This window comes from Bacteroides muris (ex Afrizal et al. 2022) (assembly GCF_004793475.1).
GTDB classification, from domain to species: Bacteria; Bacteroidota; Bacteroidia; order Bacteroidales; family Bacteroidaceae; genus Bacteroides; species Bacteroides muris.
This window is the reverse complement of record NZ_SRYZ01000047.1, coordinates 22,250-28,854: the sequence shown is the minus strand read 5'-3', so window position 1 is coordinate 28,854 and position 6,605 is coordinate 22,250. Positions and strand designations below refer to the sequence as shown.

Sequence of the window (6,605 nt, the reverse complement as noted above, 5' to 3'; positions counted from 1 at the left end):
AAAAGATAACAGGACTATAAATTATAGAAAAAGGTTGTGCCAACGTTTTGACACAACCTCCTTTTATTTGAGGATACGGATTGCTTTTAATTTCTGAAAATCAGTCCGTCGTCAGTGGTATTGGCATCCACTGTAATAGGCTTGCTGCGGTCTACTTCCTGAGACAGTAGTTTCTTCGACAAATCGTTCAGTAAATAGTGCTGTATGGCACGCTTCACCGGACGGGCGCCGAATTCAGGGTCATAACCTGCATTGGCAAGGAAGTTTATGGCGGTATTTGTCAGAACCAGTTCCACACCGTTATCGGAAAGCATCTTCTGCACACTCTTGATTTGGAGTACCACAATCTGCTTGATTTCGGACTCTGTCAGCGGCAGAAACATGATGGTTTCGTCGATACGGTTCAGGAACTCCGGACGGATGGTCTTTTTCAGCATATTCATCACTTCCTTCTTGGTTTCCTCTACGATTTGCTCCTTATTGCTACTGTTGAGCTTCTCCATCTGGCTTTGGATATAGCCACTGCCCATGTTGGAGGTCATGATGATAATCGTATTTTTGAAGTTGACCGTACGTCCTTTGTTGTCCGTCAGACGTCCGTCATCCAGCACTTGCAGCAAGATGTTGAATACGTCCGGATGCGCTTTCTCGATTTCGTCAAACAGAACGACAGAATATGGTTTCCGCCTTACGGCTTCTGTCAGTTGTCCGCCTTCATCGTAGCCCACATATCCCGGAGGCGCTCCGACCAGACGGGAAACGCTGTGTTTCTCCTGATACTCGCTCATGTCGATGCGGGTCATCATTGTCTCGTCGTCAAAGAGGAACTCCGCCAGTGCCTTTGCCAATTCCGTCTTACCCACACCGGTGGTTCCCAGGAAAAGGAATGAGCCGATAGGACGTTTCGGGTCTTGCAGTCCGGCACGGCTGCGGCGTACGGCATCGGATACGGCCTCGATGGCTTCGTCTTGCCCGATAACCCGCTGGTGCAGTTCCGCTTCCAGATGCAACAGTTTCTCCTTTTCACTTTGCAGCATCTTGCTTACCGGTATGCCGGTCCAGCGGGATACTACGTCGGCGATGTCTTCAGCATCCACTTCCTCTTTAATCATGGCCTTGTCGCCCTGCATTTCGTGCAATTTTTGCTGCGTTTCTTCAATCTCCCGGTTCAGCGTTTGCAGTTTGCCGTAACGGATTTCGGCCACCCGGCCATAGTCGCCTTCCCGTTCTGCCTTGTCGGCCTCGAACTTCAGGTTCTCTATTTCCACCTTATTCTGCTGGATTTTGTTGACAAGGGTCTTTTCACTTTGCCATTTCGCCTTGTACGAATTTTCCTGCTCCTTCAGCTCGGCAAGTTCTTTGCCGATTTGTTCCAGCTTGGGCTTGTCGTTTTCGCGCTTGATGGCTTCACGTTCAATCTCCAGCTGCTTTATCTTACGCGAGATTTCGTCCAGTTCTTCCGGAACGGAATCGACCTCCATACGCAGCTTGGCAGCGGCTTCGTCCATCAGGTCGATAGCCTTGTCCGGCAAGAAACGGTCGGTGATGTAACGGTTGCTCAACTCTACGGCGGCGATGATGGCATCGTCTTTGATGCGGACGTGGTGATGGTTCTCATAACGTTCCTTCAGACCTCGCAGAATGGAAATGGTGCTCAGCGTGTCCGGCTCGTTCACCATGACAATCTGGAAGCGGCGTTCCAACGCTTTGTCCTTCTCGAAATACTTCTGATATTCATCAAGGGTAGTGGCCCCGATGCTTCTCAGTTCACCGCGTGCCAAGGCGGGTTTCAGGATGTTGGCAGCATCCATGGCGCCTTCGCCCTTACCTGCACCCACCAAGGTGTGGATTTCATCAATGAAGAGGATAATCTCTCCTTCGGACTTCTTTACTTCGTTGATGACGGCTTTCAGGCGTTCTTCAAATTCGCCTTTGTACTTGGCGCCGGCTACCAGTGCACCCATATCCAGGGAGTAGACTTGTTTGTTCTTCAAGTTCTCGGGGACGTCTCCACGCAAGATACGGTGGGCAAGTCCCTCTACGATGGCCGTTTTACCGGTACCCGGTTCACCGATAAGAATCGGGTTGTTCTTGGTACGCCGGCTCAGAATCTGCAGGACACGCCGTATCTCTTCGTCACGACCGATGACGGGGTCCAGTTTGCCGCTGCGGGCTGCTTCGTTCAGATTGATGGCATACTTTTCCAATGACTGGTAAGTGTCTTCGCTGGATTGTGAAGTTACTTTTTCTCCTTTCCGCAGTTCGTTGATAGCTTCCCGCAGTTCGCGTTCCGTCATCCCGGCATCTTTCAGAATGGTGGATGCAGTGCTTTTCACGTTCAGCAAAGCCAGCAGCACCGGCTCCAGGGAGACGAATTCATCACCCATTTCCTTGGAATATTGGGTGGCTTTCTGGAACACTTCGTTCGTTTCACGGCTCAGGTACGGTGTTCCGCCGGACACCTTGGGCAGAGAATCAATTTGCTTGTCCAGTACAAGTGCTATCTGCTGACCGTTCATGCCCAGCTTCTGGAAGATGAAGTTGGTGACATTTTCGCCTACTTTCATCACACCTTGAAGCACATGCACGGGCTCGATGGTCTGCTGTCCACGGCCTTGTACCAGGTTCACAGCTTCCTGCACTGCTTCTTGCGCTTTAATGGTAAAGTTGTTAAAGTTCATATTTTTGTTCTCCTTTCTATTTTATCAGTTTCATAACGCTTTGGAAGGCGCAAAAGATTTGCCATTGGCATATTTCGGACAAATTGTCTGCATATAAGTCTTGTATTGTGACAAATTGTCTGTAAATAAGTCGTTTTGTTCCTTTCCTTTCTACTTCTTTAGAACAGGAGTTGGAGCAAAGTTCCTTTTCGCATTGAACTCTATTGGATAAGGAGAAGGACAATAGATGTGTTGTGCATGAGATGTACATCTCATGTGTGACGAGATGCACATATCGCGATACACAAGATGCATATCTCATGCAGTAAGGGACTTGTGCTTTAGTAGCTAAGTCTTCGTGTTCTCCCCTTCTCCGGGAAGGAGGGGTGCCCAACGGGCGGGGTGGTAGGGAGCACAAAACTTAGGAAAGAAGGCTTGAATGGAATTTGAAGCTGCTTCTAAAGTCTCATAATAGTTTCCAAAAGAATTGCGCATGTCATTGATTATTCCGATGTTTGTATCCGACAATTATTTACGCACTGTATGTCCCTAAGTACGTATGGAGAATTTCAACACCTATCTGGCGAATATTGATACCGGTTTCTGGCGCAACATCTGCGCTGAGAATGGAATGTTGCGTCGTTATAAGAAAGGAGACTGTTTTTGCCGGGCTGGTGAGGCAAAGAGCCTGCTCGGTTTTATCACGACCGGCATCTTCAAGTATGTTATTACTGATTCCAATGGAAATGAATGGGTTACCGGATTTGTATTTGCTGATACTCCGGTAGGTGATTTCTTGAATCTGGTTTCGGACGACCTTACCCGAACGGACATCATTGCCGTTACTGATGCCGATGTTTTTGTATGCGAGGGCTTTGTGGTAGGCTGTTTGTTTCGGGAAAATCGGGCATTGTTTGCCCGAACGGCCGAAGGGCTTCTTAGGCAGACTTACAACCGTTTTCTGAATTTATACGGCCAGTCACCGAAAGAACGTTATCTGGCTCTCGTTGCCCAATGCCCTGAGATTTTGCAACAAGTATCTTTGAAAGAGTTGGCGTCTTATCTGCAAATCACGCCGACACACCTGAGTCGTATCCGCAAAGAAATCACTTTCAACAGGGAATAGGGTATCCGGAACCTGCAACTCTCAACTTAGGTTGAGAACATTTTCGCTTCGTGTCCGTAGCTTTGCGGAAAAAGTTCTCGGTTATGAAAAGAATATTTGCGATGTTATTCGTTGGCATTCTTTGGTGGGGGTGCCTGAGTGAAAATGAAGATGAAAAGTTTGTGCCGGCCGGCCGCTACAAGTTGCCTTCGACCGCAACGTTCGGAAAAGTGCGTATGTACACATCCCAAGGGGCAGTGACTGATGAGGCAAAAATCAGGAAGTTCTTGTCCGGGGTGCCTAAGCTGGACTTGCAAGAGGGTGCCGTGGATTATGCGGAACTCTTTTCTTTTGATACCTTCTCACGCCCCGTCGGCGATGGAGAGCAGTTGGATGTTACATTCTATTCGGATAAAGCCGTTGTGCAGACAAACCTGCTGTCCGGTTTCGGGGTGGCTCCTGATGAACCTTACGAAGCATCTGTTTTTAATTCCGGCAACCTGTTTATAGTAAGTAAAGGGAAATCTGCTATGGATGTGCCTATAACGAGCATAACAGAATTCTTCGAGAAAGATGGTGTGAAGAGAATCAGTACGGAGTCCCACTACCTGCGTACTCCTGTCACCTATATGCCCGGCAGAATAAATTTTGCCTTGCTGGAGCAAAACGGACAGCTCATCTTGCCTTTCTTGCATTACGTGCATGGGCGGCATTTGCAGCACGATATCCGTAGCTACAGTGCAGAATCGACGTGTAACCTGCTTAATGCGGACTTTATAAAGCATATCCCTGTGGGTGATACAATCGTAGTTCGGGAAAGCTGGGTTGTCTTGCAGAAGCAAAAGCACTGACAGGCCGGTCTGGTTCAGGAGCTGTCCTTATTTTGTTCCGGCTTTCTTCTGAGAGTTGTTTTTTAATAGAAGATAAACTTCATGGCCGGGACTGAAAGAATACTTCCTGTATATTGATACTTATGCCGACATTTTCACTATCTTTGGGCGCTTGAATTATTTATGGAGCAATATGGAAAATAATGTGAAGTTTTCAAAGAATGTGATATTGGTGGACGTTTCGTTTCTTGACGAAACGGTTTCGGACATAAAGTCTTTTTTAGGAGAACGCTTGGGGCGCACCCTGCCCGATGTGGACTTGCCTGCCTGGCTCAGCTACTTGGCTCTTGATGCCGGATTGCGCGAGGGAGACAACGAGATACAAGTACTGTTGGTACACGGTGGAGAAGTGTCTGCATTGCCTCACTGCCGGCCTGCGGATTTGAAAGAACTGGACGGTGTGGCTTGTCGCACGCCGTTAGGCGAGTTTGCCTTTTCGCGCGTCAGCTCTGCCGGTATGGCCGCTTCCTCAGATTTGTTTATAGACCTGATGCATCTGGCCTTGGACTCGGCCGATGTGGAGTGCCTCGCACTGGTCCCTTTCCATCGCTTGTATGCCGGCAAGGTGGAAGAGGAGTTGCGGAAATGTTTGGGCAAGCAGGAAAAGCAGAAAGAAGCCGGACGGGTGGTTTACTTCATGATGGCTGCTCCGCAAGTTCCTATTTCCTGTGTGACGGACTCCGTACTCTATTCGCTGTCGCACGTATTGGGCATAAAACCGGAAGAGCTGGAATAACAGCAGCCCCCTTGCTCCCTTGGCAAGCTTGCTATTGATAAAAGTCGAATGAACAATAAAATAAAATATTATAAAGTATTATGGTTTCAAATCAAATGTCAACCAAAGGCTTGATGCCTTTTCTGCAATACCACCGAAAGACGATTTACGTATCTCTCTTGGCCTTGCTTTCTCTCTTCCTGTTGTTGGATTATCTACCCGGCATGCATGCCTATTCGGCGTGGGTCACTCCGCCGGTAGCCTTGTTCTTAGGCTTGGCTTTTGCCTTGCTGTGTGGGCAGGCACATCCGAAGTTCAATAAGAAGACTTCAAAGTACCTGTTGCAATACTCTGTCGTAGGGTTAGGATTCGGAATGAATCTGCAGGCTTCCCTGGCTTCGGGCAAGGAGGGAATGGAGTTCACGATTATTTCTGTAGTGGGGACATTGCTCATAGGCTGGCTCATAGGACGTAAGTTCTTGAAAGTGGACCGTGACACTTCCTATCTTATCAGTTCCGGTACGGCTATCTGCGGAGGAAGTGCCATTGCGGCTGTGGGTCCGGTGTTGAAGGCAAAGGACAGTGAGATGTCTGTGGCATTAGGCACCATCTTTATATTGAATGCCATTGCATTATTTGTTTTCCCGTTGATAGGCCACACTTTGAACATGAGCCAGCATGAGTTCGGCACATGGGCGGCCATTGCCATACATGATACGAGTTCGGTAGTAGGAGCGGGTGCCGCATACGGCGAGGAGGCATTGCAGGTGGCAACGACTATAAAGCTGACACGTGCCTTATGGATTATTCCTTTGGCTCTGGTAACTTCGTTCATCTTTAAGAGTAAGGGACAGAAGATCAGTATCCCCTGGTTCATCTTCTTCTTTGTGCTGGCTATGATTTTCAATACTTATGTGCTGGGCACTACCGAAACGGGTGCCATGATTGGGGAGGGAATCAATTCTTTGGCCCGCAAGATGCTGACCATCACTCTGTTCTTTATCGGTGCCTCTCTGTCACGTGATGTACTGAAGGCAGTAGGTATCAAGCCCTTGATACAAGGCACCTTGTTGTGGATAGTGATTAGTGTGGGCACGTTGGCATATATCTACTTGTTCTGATTACATCAGTCCGGCAGTTTTTGAAGTATAACTTCCGGTTGAAGAAGTCGGTAGGATTTTTGTAATGTATTTCTTTCCTCATTGGATATATAGACGAATACACATCTCGGGATA

At 48.2% G+C, this 6,605-nt stretch carries 5 protein-coding genes; 4 read left to right on the top strand and 1 reads right to left on the bottom strand.

Going from position 1 to position 6,605, the window contains the following annotated elements; translation table 11 throughout:
* Positions 1–86: 86 nt before the first annotated feature.
* Entirely contained in the window at positions 87–2,681 is a 2,595-nt protein-coding gene (clpB, locus tag E5355_RS15635) for an ATP-dependent chaperone ClpB (protein WP_136011073.1), read from the bottom strand.
* A 538-nt stretch (positions 2,682–3,219) separates the two neighbouring features.
* On the opposite strand from clpB, the gene E5355_RS15630 reads away from it, so the two are divergent.
* From E5355_RS15630 to E5355_RS15615, 4 genes are all read left to right on the top strand, one after another.
* Positions 3,220–3,786, top strand: coding sequence for a Crp/Fnr family transcriptional regulator (locus E5355_RS15630; RefSeq protein ID WP_016272831.1), 567 nt, complete (start codon positions 3,220–3,222; stop codon positions 3,784–3,786).
* A gap of 83 nt (positions 3,787–3,869) precedes the next feature.
* Positions 3,870–4,616, top strand: a complete 747-nt coding sequence (locus tag E5355_RS15625) for a hypothetical protein (protein ID WP_136011072.1) — start codon at positions 3,870–3,872, stop codon at positions 4,614–4,616.
* A gap of 184 nt (positions 4,617–4,800) precedes the next feature.
* Entirely contained in the window at positions 4,801–5,391 is a 591-nt protein-coding gene (locus E5355_RS15620) for a DUF6621 family protein (protein WP_246866976.1), read from the top strand.
* 80 nt (positions 5,392–5,471) lie between these two features.
* Positions 5,472–6,491: a YeiH family protein gene (locus E5355_RS15615; RefSeq protein ID WP_136011070.1), complete on the top strand. Its 1,020-nt coding sequence runs from the start codon at positions 5,472–5,474 to the stop codon at positions 6,489–6,491.
* Positions 6,492–6,605 lie beyond the last annotated feature (114 nt).

What these genes read in the sequence shown, in the direction of transcription:
- clpB (WP_136011073.1), bottom strand. Translation starts at nt 2,681, where the DNA reads ATGAACTTTAACAACTTTACCATTAAAGCGCAAGAAGCAGTGCAGGAA.
- E5355_RS15615 (WP_136011070.1), top strand. Translation starts at nt 5,472, where the DNA reads ATGGTTTCAAATCAAATGTCAACCAAAGGCTTGATGCCTTTTCTGCAA.
- E5355_RS15625 (WP_136011072.1), top strand. Translation starts at nt 3,870, where the DNA reads ATGAAAAGAATATTTGCGATGTTATTCGTTGGCATTCTTTGGTGGGGG.
- E5355_RS15630 (WP_016272831.1), top strand. Translation starts at nt 3,220, where the DNA reads ATGGAGAATTTCAACACCTATCTGGCGAATATTGATACCGGTTTCTGG.